16 protein-coding genes, 1 tRNA gene and 2 pseudogenes are annotated in these 19054 nt (G+C 41.3%); 8 read left to right on the top strand and 11 right to left on the bottom strand.

Annotated elements, in window-relative coordinates; genetic code table 11:
* Nucleotides 1-2: 2 nt before the first annotated feature.
* The 3 genes from xylA to NSB03_RS04910 form a co-directional block, all read right to left on the bottom strand.
* On the bottom strand, nt 3-1319 hold the full coding sequence (gene xylA / locus NSB03_RS04900) for a xylose isomerase (RefSeq protein WP_024987508.1): 1317 nt from the start codon (nt 1317-1319) through the stop codon (nt 3-5).
* A gap of 42 nt (nt 1320-1361) precedes the next feature.
* Nucleotides 1362-2885, bottom strand: coding sequence for a xylulokinase (locus NSB03_RS04905; protein ID WP_024987507.1), 1524 nt, complete (start codon nt 2883-2885; stop codon nt 1362-1364).
* Nucleotides 2886-2997: 112 nt separating this feature from the next.
* Nucleotides 2998-3729 carry an NUDIX hydrolase gene (locus NSB03_RS04910; protein ID WP_024987506.1) on the bottom strand — a complete coding sequence of 244 codons (732 nt, stop codon included), beginning with the start codon at nt 3727-3729 and terminating at the stop codon, nt 2998-3000.
* A 340-nt stretch (nt 3730-4069) separates the two neighbouring features.
* Between NSB03_RS04910 and thiD the strand changes: the two genes are divergently transcribed.
* Both thiD and fabD read left to right on the top strand, forming a co-directional pair.
* A complete protein-coding gene (gene thiD, locus NSB03_RS04915) occupies nt 4070-4906 on the top strand; it encodes a bifunctional hydroxymethylpyrimidine kinase/phosphomethylpyrimidine kinase (protein ID WP_024987505.1) in 837 nt (278 codons plus the stop codon).
* A gap of 50 nt (nt 4907-4956) precedes the next feature.
* Nucleotides 4957-5844 carry an ACP S-malonyltransferase gene (gene fabD, locus NSB03_RS04920; protein WP_024987504.1) on the top strand — a complete coding sequence of 296 codons (888 nt, stop codon included), beginning with the start codon at nt 4957-4959 and terminating at the stop codon, nt 5842-5844.
* A 605-nt stretch (nt 5845-6449) separates the two neighbouring features.
* Here the strand turns inward: fabD and rbp are convergent.
* Together rbp and NSB03_RS04930 are read right to left on the bottom strand one after the other, a co-directional pair.
* Nucleotides 6450-6695 carry an RNA-binding regulator gene (gene rbp / locus NSB03_RS04925; RefSeq protein WP_024987503.1) on the bottom strand — a complete coding sequence of 82 codons (246 nt, stop codon included), beginning with the start codon at nt 6693-6695 and terminating at the stop codon, nt 6450-6452.
* A 595-nt stretch (nt 6696-7290) separates the two neighbouring features.
* Nucleotides 7291-7545 (bottom strand): annotated as a pseudogene (locus tag NSB03_RS04930) (glutamine synthetase); the annotation flags it as partial.
* A gap of 78 nt (nt 7546-7623) precedes the next feature.
* Here NSB03_RS04930 and NSB03_RS04935 point away from each other — a divergent pair.
* The 4 genes and pseudogenes from NSB03_RS04935 to NSB03_RS04950 form a co-directional block, all read left to right on the top strand.
* Nucleotides 7624-8157 carry a methylated-DNA--[protein]-cysteine S-methyltransferase gene (locus NSB03_RS04935; RefSeq protein WP_024987501.1) on the top strand — a complete coding sequence of 178 codons (534 nt, stop codon included), beginning with the start codon at nt 7624-7626 and terminating at the stop codon, nt 8155-8157.
* A 301-nt stretch (nt 8158-8458) separates the two neighbouring features.
* Nucleotides 8459-9265, top strand: a complete 807-nt coding sequence (locus NSB03_RS04940) for a patatin-like phospholipase family protein (protein WP_024987500.1) — start codon at nt 8459-8461, stop codon at nt 9263-9265.
* Between the two features lie 51 nt (nt 9266-9316).
* On the top strand, nt 9317-11014 hold the full coding sequence (locus NSB03_RS04945) for an alpha-amylase family protein (RefSeq protein ID WP_024987499.1): 1698 nt from the start codon (nt 9317-9319) through the stop codon (nt 11012-11014).
* A gap of 143 nt (nt 11015-11157) precedes the next feature.
* Nucleotides 11158-11307, top strand: a pseudogene (locus NSB03_RS04950) (PepSY-like domain-containing protein); the annotation flags it as partial.
* 60 nt (nt 11308-11367) lie between these two features.
* Here the strand turns inward: NSB03_RS04950 and NSB03_RS04955 are convergent.
* The 6 genes from NSB03_RS04955 to NSB03_RS04980 all read right to left on the bottom strand — a co-directional run bounded on the left by NSB03_RS04955 (nt 11368) and on the right by NSB03_RS04980 (nt 17277).
* Nucleotides 11368-13380 (bottom strand): alpha amylase C-terminal domain-containing protein, encoded by a 2013-nt coding sequence (locus NSB03_RS04955; protein ID WP_136013737.1) that lies wholly within the window; start codon nt 13378-13380, stop codon nt 11368-11370.
* Between the two features lie 18 nt (nt 13381-13398).
* Nucleotides 13399-13845 (bottom strand): NanQ anomerase/TabA/YiaL family protein, encoded by a 447-nt coding sequence (locus NSB03_RS04960; RefSeq protein ID WP_024987497.1) that lies wholly within the window; start codon nt 13843-13845, stop codon nt 13399-13401.
* Between the two features lie 33 nt (nt 13846-13878).
* Nucleotides 13879-14553 (bottom strand): DUF2461 domain-containing protein, encoded by a 675-nt coding sequence (locus NSB03_RS04965; protein ID WP_162222460.1) that lies wholly within the window; start codon nt 14551-14553, stop codon nt 13879-13881.
* Nucleotides 14554-14830: 277 nt separating this feature from the next.
* The gene (locus NSB03_RS04970; protein ID WP_024987495.1) at nt 14831-15427 is read right to left on the bottom strand and encodes an aminotransferase class IV family protein; all 597 of its coding nucleotides are present in this window, start codon (nt 15425-15427) and stop codon (nt 14831-14833) included.
* Nucleotides 15411-16418 carry an aminodeoxychorismate synthase component I gene (locus NSB03_RS04975; RefSeq protein ID WP_024987494.1) on the bottom strand — a complete coding sequence of 336 codons (1008 nt, stop codon included), beginning with the start codon at nt 16416-16418 and terminating at the stop codon, nt 15411-15413. The genes NSB03_RS04970 and NSB03_RS04975 overlap by 17 nt, the downstream gene beginning before the upstream one ends.
* 124 nt (nt 16419-16542) lie before the next feature.
* A complete protein-coding gene (locus tag NSB03_RS04980) occupies nt 16543-17277 on the bottom strand; it encodes a tetratricopeptide repeat protein (protein ID WP_024987493.1) in 735 nt (244 codons plus the stop codon).
* A gap of 286 nt (nt 17278-17563) precedes the next feature.
* On the opposite strand from NSB03_RS04980, the gene NSB03_RS04985 reads away from it, so the two are divergent.
* Both NSB03_RS04985 and NSB03_RS04990 read left to right on the top strand, forming a co-directional pair.
* Nucleotides 17564-17637 (top strand) — tRNA-Arg (locus NSB03_RS04985).
* A gap of 158 nt (nt 17638-17795) precedes the next feature.
* Nucleotides 17796-18941 (top strand): site-specific integrase, encoded by a 1146-nt coding sequence (locus NSB03_RS04990; protein WP_024987492.1) that lies wholly within the window; start codon nt 17796-17798, stop codon nt 18939-18941.
* Nucleotides 18942-19054: the final 113 nt, after the last annotated feature.

The following is a 19054-nucleotide window of genomic DNA, read 5'->3' on the forward strand; positions in this document are numbered from 1 at the left end:
AATTAGCAATACATATTCAGAATTGCTTCATAAAGTTCTTGCTTGCCGCTAGTCTGCTTCGGTTCACCGTTTGCTTTTGCATAAGCAACTACATCTTCCAAAGTCAACTTGCCATCTTCAAATTCTTTACCTTTACCGCTATCAAATGAAGCGTAACGGTCGGCCAGCATTTTCTTGTATGGGGATTCGTTCAGCAGAGCAGCTGCGCTTTCCAATGCACGAGCCATAGCGTCCATACCTGCGATGTGAGCGATGAAGATATCTTCCAGGTCGGTAGAGTTACGACGAGTCTTAGCGTCGAAGTTTGTTCCACCGTTACCCAAGCCGCCGTTGCGGATAATTTGCATCATAGCCTGAGTCAGTTCGTAGTTGTCAATCGGGAATTGGTCTGTATCCCAACCATTCTGATAATCACCACGGTTAGCGTCGATAGAACCCAACATACCGTTGTCTACTGCTACTGCCAATTCGTGTTCGAAAGTGTGGCCAGCCAAAGTTGCGTGGTTTACTTCAATGTTCACTTTGAAATCTTTATCCAAGCCATGAGCTTTCAGGAATCCGATTACCGTTTCTGTATCTACATCATACTGATGTTTTGTCGGTTCCATCGGTTTCGGTTCAATCAGGAAAGTACCTTTGAAACCACGGGCACGAGCATAATCACGAGCGATGGTCAGCATTTTTGCCAAGTGTTCTTTTTCACGTTTCTGATCTGTATTCAGAAGAGACATATAGCCTTCACGGCCACCCCAGAATACATAGTTCTGACCACCCAGTTCGATCGTTGCATCGATTGCGTTCTTAATCTGAACAGCAGCACGAGCTACTACGTCAAAATCAGGGTTAGTAGCAGCACCGTTCATATAACGTGCATGGCCAAATACGTTGGCAGTACCCCACAACAGTTTGATGCCAGTTTCAGCTTGTTTCTGTTTTGCGTATGCTACGATTTCTTTCAGGTTAGCTTCGTATTCTTCGATGCTTGCACCTTCAGAAACCAAGTCTACATCGTGGAAACAGTAGTATTCGATACCCATTTTCTGCATGAATTCGAAACCTGCGTCCATTTTATCTTTTGCAGCCTGAACTGCGTCAGCATTACCATTCCAAGGGAATTGCTTTGTTCCGCCACCGAATTGGTCGCCACCTTCAGCACACAAAGTATGCCACCATGCCATAGCGAATCTCAACCAATCTTTCATCTTCTTACCGTTGATAACCTTTTCAGCATCGTAGTAACGGAATGCCATCGGATTCTTACTATCTTTACCTTCGAACTTAATCTTTTCAATTCCCGGGAAAAATTCTTTTGTTGCCATAATTCTTTTATTTTTTAAAATGGTTATTATTTAAATTGTTAATTATTTATCTGAAGAAAGAACCGGAGCCGGTATCTTGCCTGCCATTGATTTTTCAAGGCGATATTTCCATTTGGCATACGCGTCAGCATATTCCTGACGTTTTGCCACATTAGGTTCAATCACATCCAGTTTGTCGAGTGTAGCAAACGCCTCGTTATTATCCTTGTAGATACCTGCACCGATGCCCGCACCTTTCGCAGCGCCTACGGAACCATCCGTATCGTAAAGCTCGATAGTGGCTCCCGTCACTCCCGCCAGAGTATCGCGGAAGATAGAACTCAAGAACATATTAGCGTGTCCGGCATGAATCATCTTCACAGGAATTCCCATTTGCTCCATGATATCAATGCCATATTTAAAAGAGAATACAATACCTTCTTGGGCGGCACGAATAATATGATGCTTGCCATGCGTATTAAAATCCAGTCCACGGATACTGCAACCGATTTCTTTATTGTTCAGCATACGTTCGGCACCGTTGCCAAAGGGCAGGATACTGATTCCCGCACTGCCGATAGGAGCTTTGGAAGCCAATACATTCATTTCATTATAAGATATTCCTTCGGGAGCAATGTTGCGTTTCACCCATGAATTGAGAATACCCGTTCCGTTGATGCAAAGCAATACTCCCAAACGTGTCTGATCTATGGTATGATTGACATGTGCAAAGGTATTGACGCGTGACTGCGGATCATAGTTCACTTCACCGTTCACGCCATAAACCACTCCCGATGTTCCTGCCGTAGAAGCAATCTCTCCCGGATTAAACACATTCAGGGAAAGGGCATTGTTAGGCTGGTCGCCTGCACGATAGGTAATCGGTGTCCCTTCTTTCAGTCCAAGCTCTTTGGCAGCTATTGCATTTACACGTCCTTGTTCTGCAAATGTCGGCTTAATATCTGCAATCAAAGAAGAATCAAATCCGTAATAATCCATTAAGAAATCAGCCACCCGGTTGTTCTTGAAATCCCAGAACATACCTTCCGAAAGTCCGGAAACAGTTGTGCAGATTTCTCCACTCAACTTCATGGCAATATAATCGCCCGGCAGCATTATCTTATCAATCTGCTCATAGATGGCAGGTTCGTTTTCTTTAATCCACGCCAACTTGGAAGCGGTAAAGTTTCCCGGTGAGTTCAACAGATGAGAAAGACATCTCTCCTCCCCGATTGTCTCAAACGCTTTCTGACCGTATGGCACCGCACGGGAGTCACACCAAATGATAGCAGGACGCAATACATGCTGGTTCTTATCAACACAAACCAATCCGTGCATCTGATAAGAGATACCGATGGCTTTAATTTCGGCGGCACTCACTCCGGATTCGGTCATAATAGCCTGTGTGGACAACTTTAAGTTTTCCCACCAACTCTCCGGATCTTGTTCCGCCCATCCGGGATTCACTGCAATAATATTCGCTTCTGTTTTCGGAAAAAATGCCGAGGATACACATTTACCAGTCTCCGCATTTACCAAACTCGCTTTTACAGACGAGCTACCTATGTCATAACCTAATAGAAACATAATTTTATTTACGATTAAACGATTTACTATTTACGATTTAACGCTCAATGTCCGACAATTAATGCTTTAACATCCAACACCTAATACTTAATACTTGATACTTGAACAGGGTCTACCTCCTTACCTTATTATATATCTTCTTATCAAATTTATAATAACGGGCAGCACGGTGAGCCACTCCCTGTTGTTTTTCTTCCAAAGGAACTACATATTCCATCATGGCTATTTTTTTATGGAAGTTGCGCACATCTACGGCTTTGTCGTATACCAACTCAAAAAGAGTCCTTAATTGAGCGGCTGTAAATTTGCGCGGAAGCAGCTCGAACAACATGGAAGGATTGAATTCTACGAACTGACGGATATAAGTCATCGCTTCCCGGATAATCAGATTATGGTCGAAAGCCAATGTCTTGACGTCTTTCAAAGCGACCCAGCAAGCTTGGTGATCGTCCAGATTCTTATCCAACGCGCGGTCTATCTTCACCATCGACAAATATGCAATGGTAACAATACGCTCCACTTTTGACTGCATAGCTCTTTCCAACCAACGTACATCTTTCGGATTACTCGTTCTGTTTTTAGAACCAAATGCTTTAAACTGTATCAGATTCACATTTTTAAGTCCTGTCAGTTCATACAAAACTCGTTGTGCTGCTTCATCCAAGGCTTCATCCATATAGATAAGACTTCCGGGAAGTTTCATATCATGATATACTTCCCCATTATCCTCACCTGCACGTTTTACAAGCAACACTTTCAGTTGTTCTCCGTCAAAACCAATCACTACACAGTCTACTGATATATGATTGTTTGCCAAAGGTGTATTTTTCTGTATATTCTGCATATCTTTTTCTTTAAGACGATGCAAATATAGAGGCTAAAAACCATCAAAACAAAATAAGAATTATGCTATAAAACATTGTTTTTCATCGAAATACATATCATACATCATACAATATGAATAGTTAGTGTTATCTTACGAATTACAATATGTATTTTAGTATTTCCACGAGTGGATAATTTTATAAAGTACAAAAACCGGACGGACGCTTTATTATCAGTACTTTTCATATAAATTCCACTAAACGGAAACAAAGATACTTATTGTACTTTAAACGATATGTCATTTTGTACCTTATCGTTTTTTATTCTATCTTTGCAGAGTAAATATTAAAAAATCTAAAATGGAACATCATCCAGTCATTTTATCCATTGCCGGCTCCGATTGTTCGGGAGGCGCAGGTATTCAGGCAGACATAAAAACAATCTCGGCTTTAGGCGGATATGCGGCATCGGCCATCACCGCAGTCACCGTACAAAACACATTGGGAGTACGCACCATGCAAGCTATGTCCCCTGAAATTGTCCGCGGGCAGATAGAGGCTGTGATGGAAGACCTCCAACCTGTCGCAATAAAGATAGGCATGGTACATGATATTCAGATTGTCCGTGTCATTTCCGATTGTCTGAAAAAGTACAGACCGGAATATGTCGTGTACGACCCAGTAATGGTATCTACCAGCGGGCGAAAGCTAATGACGGACGAAACCATCGAAGAGATAAAGAAAGAGTTGCTGCCACTTGCCACCTTAATTACGCCTAATATAGACGAAGCCACCGTGCTCACGGGCAAAAGTATCCATAATATCCGGGAAATGCAGGAAGCAGCTGAAATATTGACGGATAATTTCCATACCAGCCTTTTAATAAAAGGCGGTCATTTGGAAGGAGACGACATGTGCGACCTCCTACATACTGCCGACTCCATATACCATATATATAAAGAGAAAAAGATAGAAAGCCGTAATCTGCACGGAACGGGCTGTACCCTCTCCTCTGCTATCGCCACCTGTCTGGCCAAAGGCTATCCCATGCAAGAATCCATCCGGCATGCCAAGAATTATATCACTCAGGCTATCATTGCAGGAAAGGACTTGCATATCGGTCACGGCAACGGTCCGTTATGGCATTTTCCCGCCCCCATTGCGCAAATGTGTACATTTTGTGCGGTCGTATCATAAAAATACGTAACTTTGCACCCGCAATTAAAAATCAATTAAATAATAAAAATATGAAAGCATTTGTATTTCCCGGTCAAGGCGCCCAATTCGTGGGAATGGGTAAAGACCTGTATGAAAACTCAGCTTTAGCAAAAGAATTGTTTGAAAAAGCAAATGATATCCTTGGATATCGCATTACAGATATCATGTTCAACGGCACAGACGAAGACCTTCGTCAGACAAAAGTGACTCAACCTGCCGTTTTCCTTCATTCCGTTATCTCTGCCCTTTGCATGGGCGACGACTTCCAGCCGGAAATGACTGCCGGCCACTCACTTGGTGAGTTCTCCGCTTTGGTAGCTGCCGGAGCCTTGAGTTTTGAGGATGGATTGAAACTTGTGTATGCACGTGCAATGGCTATGCAGAAGGCTTGCGAAGCGACTCCTTCCACCATGGCTGCCATCATCGCACTGCCGGATGAGAAAGTAGAAGAAATCTGTGCAGCAGTAAATGCAGAAGGTGAAGTTTGCGTACCTGCCAACTACAACTGCCCGGGACAAATCGTTATCTCCGGCTCTGTGCCGGGCATCGAAAAGGCTTGCGAACTGATGAAAGCTGCCGGAGCCAAACGTGCCCTTCCGTTGAAAGTGGGCGGTGCTTTCCACTCTCCGGTGATGGATCCTGCTAAAGTAGAACTGGAAGCTGCCATCAAGGCAACAGAAATTCATACTCCCAAATGTCCGGTATATCAGAATGTGGATGCTCTTCCTCATACCGACCCTGCAGAAATCAAAAAGAACCTGGTTGCTCAATTGACTGCTTCCGTACGTTGGACACAATCAGTAAAGAATATGGTTGCCGACGGCGCTACTGATTTTACAGAATGTGGTCCGGGTGCCGTACTTCAAGGATTGATCAAAAAGATTGACGGTACTGTCAATGCTCACGGTATTGCATAAATATCCGTAAGACAGACTTACTTTTTAAAGGATATAGAGTGTGTTGGTAATAGCTGCCAACACACTTTTTATTTTCATCCGATACCGTTCTTGGTAAAATGGGGGCTCAACCGCGCTGTAATTATGCTTCAATGCAGTCAACAATCACCGGCGGGAGAAAGTTTTCCGACAAGCGCCCCGTTTTGTTAACGGATGCAAACGCAATAGAAGATAGTTTGTCCGCATTTTGAAAAACGCAACAAACCATCCATCTATTTACATCATTTAACAATCAAGCATCAAATTCCGCTCCATCCTCGCTTCATGAAGCATTCATTTTCGTTTCTTCACGGATATTAAGTAAATATTTATTCAATTTTAGAACGGAGAAGGAACGAAGGTGATACGAAGGTGATACGGAGAAGTGACGAAAAAGCAGCGGACAAGCGGGGAAAAGACAAAAAAACGGAATCGTGGGGAAGTCTCCGGAAGGAGCTTGTTTTTTCGTTTTTTTATCAGTCCGTTAACCAAGATTAAGCGTCCGGAGTGAACCGCCGAATGGAAAACCTTGGGCACGGATGTTGCAGAGCCATAACAAATAGCAATCACTATCTATTTATTCAATATTAGTTCTTTGGCAATGCTTCTTTCACTACCATTGAACGACCTACATATTCTGCACCGTTCAATTGTTTGATAGCATTGTTAGCTTCTGCATCATCCGGCATTTCGATAAACGCAAAGCCTTTTGATCTTCTTGTTTCCCGATCTGTGATTAACTTTACTGAAGCAACCGTTCCATACTCTTCCATTACATGTCTCAAATCTGATTCCTTAACGTTATAGCTAAGATTTCCAATGTACAAATTCATAAAATACAAATATAAAAAATTAATAATTCAACAAGAAAGTTCTGGGAAGATCTTAATTAGAGATGGATATGCTCAAATCAATGAGAAGATACACGTAAAAAATCAAATCGTAATAAACCTTTTTATTGTTGTTGGCACAAAGGAAAGCATTATTGGGAGATAATGCACTATACCCCCTCCTTTTTCTTTTCTCAAAACATCTTTTTTATGAAAATAGGCCAATACTTAACGCTCTTTCCCTCTATTATCGACTGCTTATGATACAGGTTATTTTTGAGTGGTTTATTTCTAAATATTGCTGTCCGGTAAAAAACGACAAAATCATATATTCTCTACAAATATAATAAGTTACACCTGTTTTACGAAAAAGGGCTTGTCATTTGAGGCGATGTGAAATTGGTAGCATTAAGCATCAAAAAGCCCTTAAAAGACATCTATACGAGTCTGTTTCATGCTGTATGAGATAAAAATAGTCCATTTCCTATCATGTCAAAGTTTTACCGGACAGCAATAATTTCTAAAATGTAAAATGAACAAAAAAAGAGGCTGAACTCCCTGATGTGAAGACAGCCTCTTTATATATCAGTTATTACAACTATCCGCAATGGAAATACTTATGAACCAAATCAAGCATTTCCTGCGGTTTTCCGTCCAAGTCCGCACGCAGTGTCTTATCTTCATAGCTACGCAGTTTACGGATAATGCCGTCAATCATTGCCGGACTAAATACATTGTATTGTTCAAAAATAGCCCGTTGTTGTTCCAGACAATCGGCAGACGCAACGCAGCTATCCGGTAATTGAGCCAATGTCTGCAACTTATCTTCGTTTTCTTTCTGGTGAATATTCAAAAACAGAGGTAAAAAAGATATTATTAAAAAAATAAAATGCTACTTTTGTAAAAGACACCACCTTATATATAACGTTATATGCAATACATTTACAAATATCATTCCCCTATCGGCGGAATAACAATCGCAAGTGACGGTGATTCCTTGACAGGTTTGTGGTTTGACGGGCAGAAATATTTTGCCGCTTCGTTGTCTCCTGAACACGAAGAAAAAACATTGCCCGTATTTGAGCAAACCAAAGAATGGCTCGATTGCTATTTCAGCGGAAAGAATCCCGGCTTCATGCCTGACATACACTTGGAAGGCACTCCTTTCCGCCTCTCCGTATGGAAAATATTAAAAGAAATCCCTTACGGCAAAGTCATTACGTACAAGGATATTGCCAAAGAAATAGCCCATCGGAACGGACTGCCGTCCATGTCAACGCAAGCGGTAGGCAATGCGGTGGGGCATAATCCGATTAGCATTATCATACCCTGCCACCGGGTTGTAAGTTGCAATGGCAGCCTGACAGGATATGCAGGCGGTATTTCTAAAAAGATAGAATTACTCACTCTCGAACAGGCGGATATGACAAACCTGTTCGTACCGAAGAAAGGGACGGCACTATAAATCCGAAAAAAGACCTGCTTGCCAAACCTGGGAAACAACATTCCGTTTCCGATTTTGCTCCGTCATTCACCGATAAACTATCCAAACAGGATGCCAAAGACCAAGCGGACAAATCAAGCTATACCATATCCAGATTCAAAGAAAGCGAAGAGCAGAAGGTTGAAATAGACGATTTCGGGTTCTGACCGACGTAGCATTAGAGTAAAGTTTCCATCCGACATAGTAAAAACTATCTGTTATATTCCTTCTACTTTCAATAAATTCACTAAATTCGTAGCGAATTAAAGAAAGAAAAAAACTCATGGAGGTATATACAAACAATTGGGCGAACCGGAAGTATCAGCTAGGTTATGCTCTAAGTGGAGGATTTATTAAAGGATTCGCTCATTTGGGCGTAATGCAGGCTCTCTTAGAGCATGATATCAAACCGGATATTATCTCCGGAGTTAGCGCCGGAGCTCTTGCGGGAGTCTTCTACGCAGACGGTAATGAACCTCACCAAGTGCTGGACTACTTTTCCGGGCACAAATTTCAGGATCTGACCAAACTGGTAATCCCCAAGAAAGGATTATTTGACCTTTGCGAATTTATTGATTTTCTCCGTACCAATGTAAAAGCAAAGAATCTGGAAGACCTTCAGATTCCCTTAATCATTACGGCAACTGACCTTGACCACGGACGTATGGTTCACTTTCACCGTGGTTCCATCGCCGAACGGGTAGCCGCTTCGTGTTGTATGCCTGTCATGTTCGCTCCGGTCAACATTGAAGGAACGAACTACGTAGACGGCGGATTGATGATGAACCTTCCGGTTTCTACCCTCCGCAGAGTATGCAACAAAGTGGTAGCAGTCAATGTAAGTCCAATCATGGCACAAGATTATAAAATGAATATTGTCAGCATCGCCATGCGCTCATTCCACTTTATGTTCCGTGCCAACACCTTCCCCGAAAGGGAGAAATGCGATTTACTGATTGAACCTTACAACCTCTACGGATACAGTAACACAGAATTGGAAAAAGCGGAAGAAATATTTGAGCAAGGATATAATACAGCCAACGAAGTACTGAATCAATTACTGGAAAAAAAAGGAAAAATATGGAAATAGCCCCTATTTTCCGAGAAGAACAATGAATACGAATATTAAAATCTACTCTATATGAATGATGAGAATAAAATAATTATCTATCAAGTGTTCACCCGCCTGTTCGGCAATAATAATAACCATTGCGTCTACAACGGGGATATAGCTGCCAACGGTTGCGGTAAAATGGCAGACTTTACTCTCAAAGCACTTGGAGAAATCAAGAAACTGGGCAGTACGCATATTTGGTACACAGGAATTATCGAACATGCTACCCAGACAGATTATCGCCGATACAACATCAGCCCGGATCATCCCGCTATTGTGAAGGGCAAAGCCGGTTCGCCTTATGCTATCAAAGATTATTATGATGTTGACCCGGATCTGGCAAACGATGTGCCGGGACGTATGAAGGAATTTGAGAACTTGGTGCACCGAACACATCGTGTGGGACTAAAAGTTATCATAGACTTTGTCCCCAACCATGTAGCCCGCCAGTATCATTCGGACGCACAACCGGATGGCACAACGGAACTGGGAGCCAACGATGACTCAAACATCGCTTTCAGCCCTTATAATAATTTTTATTATATTCCACAAGCGGAACTTCATGCACAGTTTGATATGAAAGACGGCGCCGCAGAACCTTATCACGAATTCCCTGCTAAAGCAACAGGCAATAATCGTTTTGACGCCACTCCTAATATCACCGACTGGTATGAAACCATCAAACTGAATTATGGGGTGGATTATCAGAATGGTGGCACCTGCCATTTCTCCCCGATTCCGGACACATGGATTAAGATGTTGGACATACTTCTCTTCTGGGCGTCTAAAGATATCGACGGCTTCCGTTGCGATATGGCCGAAATGGTCCCCGTTGAGTTTTGGGAATGGGCTATTCCGCAAGTAAAAGAGGCTTATCCTGAAATTCTTTTCATCGCTGAAGTCTACAATCCGAATGAATACCGCAACTATCTGATGCGTGGCAAGTTTGACTATTTGTATGATAAGGTAGGCTTATATGACACGTTGCGCAATGTAGCATGCGGATATGAATCCGCTGCTGCCATCACGCATTGCTGGCAAAGCCTGAACGGAATAGAGAAGAGAATGCTTAATTTCCTCGAGAATCACGATGAGCAACGTATTGCTTCCGACTTCTTCGCAGGCAATCCGCGCAAAGGAATTCCTGCGCTTATTGTTTCGGCATGCATGAATACGAATCCTATGATGATTTATTTCGGTCAAGAATTCGGAGAAATGGGAATGGACAGTGAAGGATTCAGCGGAAGAGACGGAAGGACTACCATATTTGACTATTGGAGCGTAGACACAATCCGCCGCTGGCGCAATGGTGGCAAATTTGACGGTAAGATGCTTACTGAAGACCACAAACGGCTCTATAATATCTATCAGAGGATACTGACACTTTGTAATGAGGAACCGGCAATCAGCAAAGGAGTATTCTTTGACTTGATGTATGCCAACATAAACGGCTGGCGTTTCAACGAACGTAAGCAATACACCTTTATGCGGAAATACAAAAATGAATTATTGTTTTTCATTGTCAATTTCGACAGTCAACTGGCAGATGTGGCAATCAATGTACCTTCACATGCTTTCGACTTTTTGCAAATTCCTCAGATGGAGTCTTATCAAGCTATAGACCTGATAAGTGGCGCAAAAGAAGAAATCTGCTTATTGCCATATAAACCGACAGATGTATCGGTCGGAGCCTACAATGGAAAGATTCTGAAAATTACTTTTTAAGTGAAAGGTAAGTAAAAGTTAAGATTTATAAGTTCATTGCAACCCGGTCCTCATAATGACCGGGTTATTTTATGTATATCGCTCAAACAAATGTTCTCAAAGGCTGTTTTAGGTAAATAAACAACCCTCCAGACTCAAGGATTATGAAGAAAATTAATATTGGAGTATTCTTGTTGCTTTTGCTGTTATCCATATCTGCTTTCGCAGGCACCCCGCCCGACAATGGGCAAGTGACTTTCAGAAAAATGTATCCGAAAGCAAATGACATAGCTTGGTCGCAGGATGATGTATATAAAGAAAACCCTCGCAAATCATTGAATATCTGCGAGGGTTCTTTATTTTAGAACAAATTATTATTTCTTCTTTCTAAGCACTACGGCACTACGCGCAGGGATATAGAGTTTCAGCCATTCTTTCTTTTCCTGTTTGTACAATGGATCGGCAATCGTAAAATGAACAACAGAGTCGTCTGCCAAACCATTTCCGCCAAATACTACATTGTCTGTATTCAGTATTACTTCATATGCTCCCGGCTCTACCAGGAAACCATAATCAACAAATGACTGTTTCGGATTGAAGTTGAAGACGAATATCAGATCTTTACGTCCATATGCCAATACCTGGTCACCGTCATTATGCCATATTTCCTGAACAGGCGTTGCCTGGAAGTCTTTCACACTCTTGATTACTTTCAGCATCTCCGCATCAAAATCACCCATATAGTGATAAGTCAGATTCTGGTTGTCTACCAAATCCCACTGGCGACGGGCATATTTGCAAGACCATCCATTCCCTTCGCGCGGGAAATCAATCCATTCAGGATGGCCAAACTCATTTCCCATAAAGTTCAGATAACCGCCATTAATGGTAGTAGACGTCAGCAAACGAATCATTTTGTGCAAAGCAATGCCCCGGTTGACAATGTAATTTTCATCTCCCTTTTGCATATGCCAATACATATCAGCGTCAACCAGACGGAAGATAATTGTCTTGTCTCCCACCAATGCCTGATCGTGACTCTCTGCATAAGAGATGGTCTTTTCATCCTGACGGCGGTTGGTTACTTCCCAGAACATGCTGGAAGGTTTCCAGTCCTCATCAATCTTTTCCTTGATTGTCTTAATCCAATAATCAGGAATGTTCATAGCCATACGGTAATCGAATCCGTAGCCGCCGTCTTTCACTTTCGCAGCCAATCCCGGCATACCGGAAACTTCTTCTGCAATTGTTATTGCTTTCGGATTCACTTGATGAATCAGTTCATTGACCAATGTCAGGTAACAAATTGCATTGTCATCCTGATGACCGTTGAAGTAATCTCCATAATTACAGAAAGCTTCACCCAATCCATGGCTATAATACAACATTGATGTCACTCCATCAAAACGGAATCCGTCGAACTTATATTCTTCCAACCAATATTTACAGTTGGACAACAGGAAATGAATCACTTCGTTCTTACCATAATCAAAACAAAGAGAATCCCAAGCCGGATGTTCGCGGCGACCGCCCGGATAGAAATACTGGTTGGGATCACCGGCAAAGTTTCCCAATCCTTCCACTTCGTTCTTTACAGCGTGTGAATGAACGATGTCCATAATCACAGCAAGCCCCAACCCATGAGCTGCATCAATCAATGCCTTCAACTCATCGGGAGTCCCGAAACGGGAGGAAGCGGCGAAGAAACTGGATACGTGATATCCGAAACTTCCATAATAAGGATGCTCCTGGATAGCCATAATCTGGATGCAGTTATATCCTTCTTTAGCAATACGCGGAAGTATCTTTTCGCGGAATTCGTTATAGGTCCCGACTTTTTCCTCTTGCTGTGCCATTCCGATATGGCATTCATAAATCAGCAAAGGATTCGTGCTGGGCTTAAACGTTTTCTTCTTGAATTTATAGGATTTCTCCGGTGCCCATACCTGGGCGCTGAATATCTTGGTCTGTTCATCCTGAACTACACGTGTAGCCCAAGCAGGAATACGCTCACCTTGACCACCATCCCAATATATATTCAGTTTATACAAGTCTCCATGATGGATAGCATCGGCCGGCAAGTTAATTTCCCAATTGCCGTTCTTTAGTTTTTTCAACTTGTAGGCAGCTTTTTCTTCCCAGTTATTGAACGTACCTACCATATATATATGCGTAGCGTTCGGTGCCCATTCGCGGAAAGTCCACCCCTTATCGGTACGGTGCAATCCGAAATAAAGATAACCTGACGCAAAGTCCGAAAGAGTCTGTTTGCCTTTGTTAGTCAGTTCGGCTTCCTTGTTCAGCACAAACTGATGACGACCTGCAATAGCATCGGCAAAAGGTTCCAACCAAGGGTCATTTTTAATAAGATTAAGTGTCTTTTCCATATCAGAATTGAATTTAGATTATGCTTTTACTTTTACGATTACTTTCTTCACACCATCCGGGGTAATGCCGGGAGCATGTCCGTCCTGAGGAAAGAATATAGCAAACATTCCCGGTTTCACGGCAACATAAGTTTCGGCTAATCCTTCAAAAAAAGTAATATCCTTTTCTACATTATAAGGAGCATCTGTGGGAACACAGTCCTTAGCAGCAGTATAACCCATAATTTCCGTTCCAGACAATGGAATCTGAATATCGATAAACTCATTATGTGTTTCCAATCTGGCTTCTTCTTTGGTCTTTGGCTTGGTTTGTGCAATATTCACCAGCAGATCTTTTCCTTTCAATTCTGTCTTACCGATTTCCATGGCTTGAAGGTCATGAGATTTCAGAAATTCAATAGCTTGTGCAAATAAAGGATTTAAAGACGCATATTTCTCCAAATTTTCTAAAGTATCTACTATCATATAAGTTCAATTTTAAAGTTTATATATTAGGTATTATTCAAAATCATCAATCGTATAATTAATAAAATCGGCAAACCGCTTGAATTGGCGGAACACCTTATCTATCTGCTCCAATACATCCGGCTGGGTAAAGAAGTTATCGGGGACATTATAGGAACAGACATATTCCTTGCATTTCAGATAATCAATGTACTTGAAATCTCTCGGGAAACCTTTAGGAGCTGTTTTCAGGAAGTCTTCTCCAATCACTGGAAAGTATTTCTTAAATTCCGGGTCTTCTACAATGGAAACAAACTCCTCAATATTATCATAAATAGATTGGCGGACAGCTTTCAATATATTGGAAGGCAGACAGAGGCTTCCTCCGGCAAGCATCGAACCGTCCGGTTGCAGATGCACATAGTATCCGCAATGGTCGGACTTCTTGCCCTTCGCATTGATATAACCGCCGAAATGTATCTTATAGGGTGTTTTATCCGTAGAGAAACGGGTATCCCGATAAATACGATAGGTACAGTCTTTGGGTTGGATTCCCCGGACTGTTTCATCAAACAGAGAAATACGCGCAATCACTGTTGCCAAAAAATTGTCGAACTCAGCACGGGCCATCTCATATTCTGCCTTATGCTCATTAAACCACTCACGATTATTGTTCGCGGAAAGATCTTTTAAAAACTGAAAGATAACGGGTATGTTCATCTTTATCATTTTCTATTATTATCTTACAAACGTACAAATTTTATTTCATATAAACTACAAAAGGGAACAAAAGGACATAAAAAAAAGCATCGGCCTGGTAAACCGATGCTCTAACACATTTATCAAAAAAACAGACTCTTCTGCCTCTGACGTACTTTAGCTTTCACAAGTGGAGTACAATCTCTTTAATTAATCTTATATCTAATACTATGAAAAACACATAAATATAACAGTACAAAAGGGGCTTTTGTTCAGCACTTCTCTGTATATTTCAGTTAATAATAGTTTATAGAATCAAATGTTTGTCATCAACAGGCAGTATGATACATCCCCAGTCAATCATTGCATTGAATAACATGATTTTAGAATATTTCCCCAAATGTGCCTGTGGAATATCTTTTTCTACAATAATCTTCTTGTCCAACAGCTCGGCGCGTTTTGTTCCCCGAAGCAATGGGTGGGAAGGGGTGCACCACATCTTCCCGTCATAGAGTGCCACGTTAGCAATAGAGGTGTCTGTCAGACAACCGTCTTTTACTATTAAAACATCATCCGCCGTTTTCCTTTGGGCATACAAGGCATTCAAATTTTCCCGGTTCGTGCTTTTATACGTATAGTCGACAGTATCAGCTACCACCAGGCGCAAAGAAGAAATGTCCCGCATCTGATAAGGCACATAGGTGATTTCTTCTATTTCTTTGCCATATACAACCCTGCATTTGTATACTCCTGCCAACGATTGCGGCGAAATTAACGCCCGCAAATCAATTGGGGCGCTGTCTTTCCAAAAGATCGCACGGGTTCTATCAAAACGTTCTATATGATAGTCAAGATTATAAACCTTTCCATCCTCTATCCGGATGGTTTCAATAAATAGGCACATATACTTTTTGTTTCATTTCATTATATTCGCTTTCCACATCACTTTGGCAGGTAATTCCACCACCGCTTTTGAAATACATCTTTTCCCCTTCCTGCTCTACGAAACGTATCATAACAGCGCTATCCAGATTTTCACCGTCAAAATATCCCATAATGCCTGTATAAAATCCCCTGTCATAGGTTTCTGCTTCTTGAATTATCTGCATCGTTTTTTTCTTCGGAGCCCCTGTTATAGATCCTGCGGGCAATAACTTAAAAATAATATCACCTAAGTGCGCGTGATAATCATCCGGCAGAGTTCCCTGAATTTCCGAACTTGTCTGAAGGATAGAACCGAGATTAGTCCGTAAGGTATCAATATATCGGTAGCGGGATACTGATACTTGATTGGCAACCATGCTTAGATCATTCCGTATCAAGTCCACAATAGTGGCATGTTCTGCCGCTTCTTTCGGATCATTTATCAGCAATTGGGCGGCATCAGGAATTGAAGCGTCGATAGTTCCTTTCATTGGGAAGGAGCAAATTCTTCCTTGATGGATTCTGACAAATATTTCAGGAGAAAATACTGTAAACGAATCTTTTAACCATAACTTATAGGTAGCTCTCGAACGGGAATAAATATCTTTCAGAGTGAGGTTGGTTTCTATCGGAGTGCGACAAGTCAAGTTCGTGAGAAAGCTGTTTCCTGCAAAAATATTTCTTTGAACGATATGAAATGAATGCCTATAAGCGTCAAAAGATTCGGGCAACGGTTTCCAACGAATATGTTTTTCCTTATTATTTGGAAACGAATCCTCATAGCTTTTGTCTGATACCGGTTGATTGGTAAATCCATTCAGATTATAAAGCAATTCTGCAGAATCTACGGATGAAACATCTTCTACATAAGAAGCGTCTTGTAGGTAATTTATAATAAAGATAAAAGGGCGACGGGATATTCCCAGCTCATTCATCTGCTTGACAGCCTGTTCCTTGGTATATAAATGCATAAAATCCTTCTGTGTTAGGAACGGCAAAAGTACACAAAAAAGTATGGATTAAAAAAAATGCAATAAAAAAGGGTTGCCAAATGTGTCTATCGGCAACCCTTCATACTTCTTTATAAGAATCTGATTACTTCATGGCAGCTTTCACTTGCGGAAGCATTTTCTTCACGTTTTCGTTTTCCGGTGATACTTTGGCAGCTTCTTCCAAATAATCTACTGCTTCTTTAAATCTGGCATCAGCTTTTTCTTTTTCTGCTGCATATTTATCAGCATCCGAATTTGCCAAAGGAGCGGCTTTTTTCAAAATATTAGCTCCGTCATTGTAGCAAAGAACTCCCAAGCTGTAAAGGGCATTCGTCTTATAAGACTTATGATTCAAAGGGATTACTTTTTTAAAGTTCTCTTCTGCTTCCTCAGCCTTACCTGCTTTCTGGGCAGCAAGTCCTGCTTTCAAGAAATGAAGGCTATAATTCTTTATCATTACCTTATTATTTGGATCAACTTTCAATCCTTCTTCCAATGTAGCTACGTATTCATCAGTCTTCTTCAATGCATCTAAAGCCGCCGCCTTACGAGCATATGCATTTCCTATATTGAACTTCTTTTCGATGGCTATATCAAAATATGTAACCGCTTCAGGATACTTCTTTATTTCATTAGCAGCCATACCACAATAATAAGCCGTTGCTGAATCTTGATTATTAGTCTGCTTCAAATATTCACTGAATTTGGCATACGCTACGGAATAATTCTTAGCGTTAAATGCATCATTTCCTTCTTTCTTAATTTGAATAGGATCGGTTTGCGCAAAAAGGTTAGTTACTGTAATACAAAATGCAAATAAAAAAATAAATTTCTTCATAACTTATATGTGTTTTTAGTTGTTTATCGCTCAAAAGTAAGCCTTATAATACAAAAACACAACCCTATTTAAGTTTTTTGAGCTTTTTGAAAGCAATATAACGTTCGTTATTCTTCGTAAAAACAATGATTCGCTATCCATACATATTATAATGCATAAACAGATGAAATATTATCTCCTCATAAATTACTGATTCATAGTTATAAAAAAAAATATAAATAAAAAAGTGACGAAAAGTTTTTGAAATTTCATAAAAAGCACTACCTTTGCATCCGCAAATAAGGATGGTTCCGTAGCTCAGCTGGATAGAGCAACGCCCTTCTAAGGCGTGGGTCAAGCGTTCGAATCGCTTCGGAATCACAGTTAACATCCGGTAACATTCATATGTTACCGGATTTTTCTTTTAAATAGCTGATATTAAACGTTTTACTTTCGCCCCGTTTAACTTTTAATAACCTGTCTGTGTAGGCATATTTGTAGGCATATACCCTCTACAGGCATAAAATAGGCATATAAAAATGACGGCAATAAGAATTGTAAGACAAGGCAAAAAAGGCAAGACCGACCGCCTCCCCCTGTATGTGGAATTTTATATCAACCGCGAAAAAATAAGGATCGCGGTAAGGTTAAGTGTCACGTCCAAAGAATGGGATGAGCAAAACGAAGTGATAAAAGGCCGGGACAAAGAAAGTAAAGACAAAAATCTAATCATCTCAAACATCCGGTCACGCGTAAGCGATATATTTGTCCGTGCCCGTCTTAAAAATGAGACGCTGACAAAAGAAAGTTTCTTTCGTCACTATAACAATCCTTCCGATTTTGGTACCTTCTTTGATTTTGCACGGGTTTACCTCAAACAAATTAGCAAAACTATTTCTTTCGGTACCTGGAAACATCACGTTTCTATCATCAAGAAACTGGAAACATTCGCCCCCGGCCTTGTATTTTCAGAGATTACCCATGAATTTCTCCTGTCTTTCTTTGCATATCTCCGCAAAATAGGTAACATGGATTCTACGGCATGGCGTAACATGGCTACTATCAAAATATATGTAGGTGCCGCCATACGCGGCGGTTATATGGAACAGGACCCGTTCGCGGCCATAAAGATACGTCGCCCCAAAAGTGAGGTTATATACCTGACGGAAGAAGAACTCCTCCGCCTGACCGCCTTGTACCGGTCCGGCCGCCTGGAAGAATGTACCCAGAACGTACTTCGCTTTTTTCTGTTTCTTTGTTTTACTTCTTTGCATATAGGCGATGCAAAAGCATTGCAGATAAACCAGTTCATAGGGAATGATCTTCATTACACACGGGGCAAGACCAAAATACCGGTAACTGTACCTTTATCGGACCCGGCACGTTATATCTATGAATATTATCGGGCCGGACGTACAAAAGGCAACCTGTTTATGAACCTTCCCACGGATCAGGATATAAACCGGGTACTGAAAACTATAGCCGGTAAAGTAGGAATAACAAAGGATATCAGTTCAAAAACCGGCCGGCATACATTCGCTACCCTGTATTATAAGAAAACACATGATATCGTAACTCTATCCCACCTTTTGGGACATAGTTCTATAACTATGACAATGGTTTACGCACATGTTCTGGAAGACGAGCGCGAAGTGGGGATACACGCTTTTGATGATATGTTATAAGGAAAGAGAGGGTACGGCGGAACTGTCCGAAAGTAACGGTTCCGCCGCTTTATCTTCTACAACGTCAGAAAAACAAGTAGAATCGTAAATACGGTAATACAAACAGGCACTAA

The organism is Bacteroides acidifaciens, assembly GCF_024623065.1.
Taxonomy (GTDB): Bacteria; Bacteroidota; Bacteroidia; order Bacteroidales; family Bacteroidaceae; genus Bacteroides; species Bacteroides acidifaciens.

Bases quoted from the DNA above. Each gene is read 5' to 3' on its own strand.
- xylA (WP_024987508.1), bottom strand. From the start codon at position 1,319: ATGGCAACAAAAGAATTTTTCCCGGGAATTGAAAAGATTAAGTTCGAA.
- NSB03_RS04905 (WP_024987507.1), bottom strand. From the start codon at position 2,885: ATGTTTCTATTAGGTTATGACATAGGTAGCTCGTCTGTAAAAGCGAGT.
- NSB03_RS04910 (WP_024987506.1), bottom strand. From the start codon at position 3,729: ATGCAGAATATACAGAAAAATACACCTTTGGCAAACAATCATATATCA.
- thiD (WP_024987505.1), top strand. From the start codon at position 4,070: ATGGAACATCATCCAGTCATTTTATCCATTGCCGGCTCCGATTGTTCG.
- fabD (WP_024987504.1), top strand. From the start codon at position 4,957: ATGAAAGCATTTGTATTTCCCGGTCAAGGCGCCCAATTCGTGGGAATG.
- rbp (WP_024987503.1), bottom strand. From the start codon at position 6,695: ATGAATTTGTACATTGGAAATCTTAGCTATAACGTTAAGGAATCAGAT.
- NSB03_RS04935 (WP_024987501.1), top strand. From the start codon at position 7,624: ATGCAATACATTTACAAATATCATTCCCCTATCGGCGGAATAACAATC.
- NSB03_RS04940 (WP_024987500.1), top strand. From the start codon at position 8,459: ATGGAGGTATATACAAACAATTGGGCGAACCGGAAGTATCAGCTAGGT.
- NSB03_RS04945 (WP_024987499.1), top strand. From the start codon at position 9,317: ATGAATGATGAGAATAAAATAATTATCTATCAAGTGTTCACCCGCCTG.
- NSB03_RS04955 (WP_136013737.1), bottom strand. From the start codon at position 13,380: ATGGAAAAGACACTTAATCTTATTAAAAATGACCCTTGGTTGGAACCT.
- NSB03_RS04960 (WP_024987497.1), bottom strand. From the start codon at position 13,845: ATGATAGTAGATACTTTAGAAAATTTGGAGAAATATGCGTCTTTAAAT.
- NSB03_RS04965 (WP_162222460.1), bottom strand. From the start codon at position 14,553: ATGATAAAGATGAACATACCCGTTATCTTTCAGTTTTTAAAAGATCTT.
- NSB03_RS04970 (WP_024987495.1), bottom strand. From the start codon at position 15,427: ATGTGCCTATTTATTGAAACCATCCGGATAGAGGATGGAAAGGTTTAT.
- NSB03_RS04975 (WP_024987494.1), bottom strand. From the start codon at position 16,418: ATGCATTTATATACCAAGGAACAGGCTGTCAAGCAGATGAATGAGCTG.
- NSB03_RS04980 (WP_024987493.1), bottom strand. From the start codon at position 17,277: ATGAAGAAATTTATTTTTTTATTTGCATTTTGTATTACAGTAACTAAC.
- NSB03_RS04990 (WP_024987492.1), top strand. From the start codon at position 17,796: ATGACGGCAATAAGAATTGTAAGACAAGGCAAAAAAGGCAAGACCGAC.